Below are 727 nucleotides of genomic sequence, written 5' to 3' on the forward strand. Positions count from 1 at the left end.
CCCATCGGGTACAGCCCGCCGGTCGACGACGAGACCCCGGACGAGGAGGGCGCCTTCCCGCGGCTGACGGACGACCAGGTCGCGAAGCTCGAGGTCGGTGGCTCGCGTCGACCGGTTCACGCCGGCGAGGTGCTGATCCGAGAAGGCGCGCCTGACAACGATTTCGTCGTCGTCCTTTCCGGAAAGATCGCAGTCGTCGACGAAGGCGACGCGGACGGCGAGCGCCGGATACTGCGCGTGCACGGTCCTGGGCGTTTCCTGGGCGAGCTCGGACTCCTGGAAGGTCAGGTGGCGTTCTTCACCGCCGAAGCGATCGAGGACGGCGAGATACTCGTCGTCCCGGCCGAGCAGGTACGCGAGCTGATTGCCCACGATCCCGTGCTCAGCGATTTGATCCTGCGCGCCTACCTTGTGCGTCGGCACTTGCTGATCGGGCTCGGCTCCGGATTCCGGATCATCGGCTCCTGCTTCTCCCCGGATACGTTGCGACTTCGTGAGTTCGCGATGCGAAACCGTCTGCCCCACAAGTGGTTCGACTTGGAACAGGACGAACGAGTGGAGCAGCTGCTACGCAGCCTGAACGTCGCACCCGAGGACACACCCGTCGTGATCTGGCACGGCGAGAAGGTGCTGCGCAATCCGACGAATGCGGAACTCGCACGCGTCGTCGGGCTTCCTGTCCCGGCACCCGTCGCGGACGCAGCCAAGGACGTCTACAACCTCGTCG

1 protein-coding gene is annotated in these 727 nt (G+C 65.6%); it reads left to right on the forward strand.

Features of this window, described 5'->3' with window-relative positions; genetic code table 11:
• On the forward strand, positions 1-727 hold a 727-nt coding region (locus ATN38_RS17590; RefSeq protein WP_256931944.1), incomplete at both ends, for a Crp/Fnr family transcriptional regulator.

The organism is Rhodococcus sp. FH8 (assembly GCF_019266085.1).
Taxonomy (GTDB): domain Bacteria; phylum Actinomycetota; class Actinomycetes; order Mycobacteriales; family Mycobacteriaceae; genus Rhodococcus_F; species Rhodococcus_F qingshengii.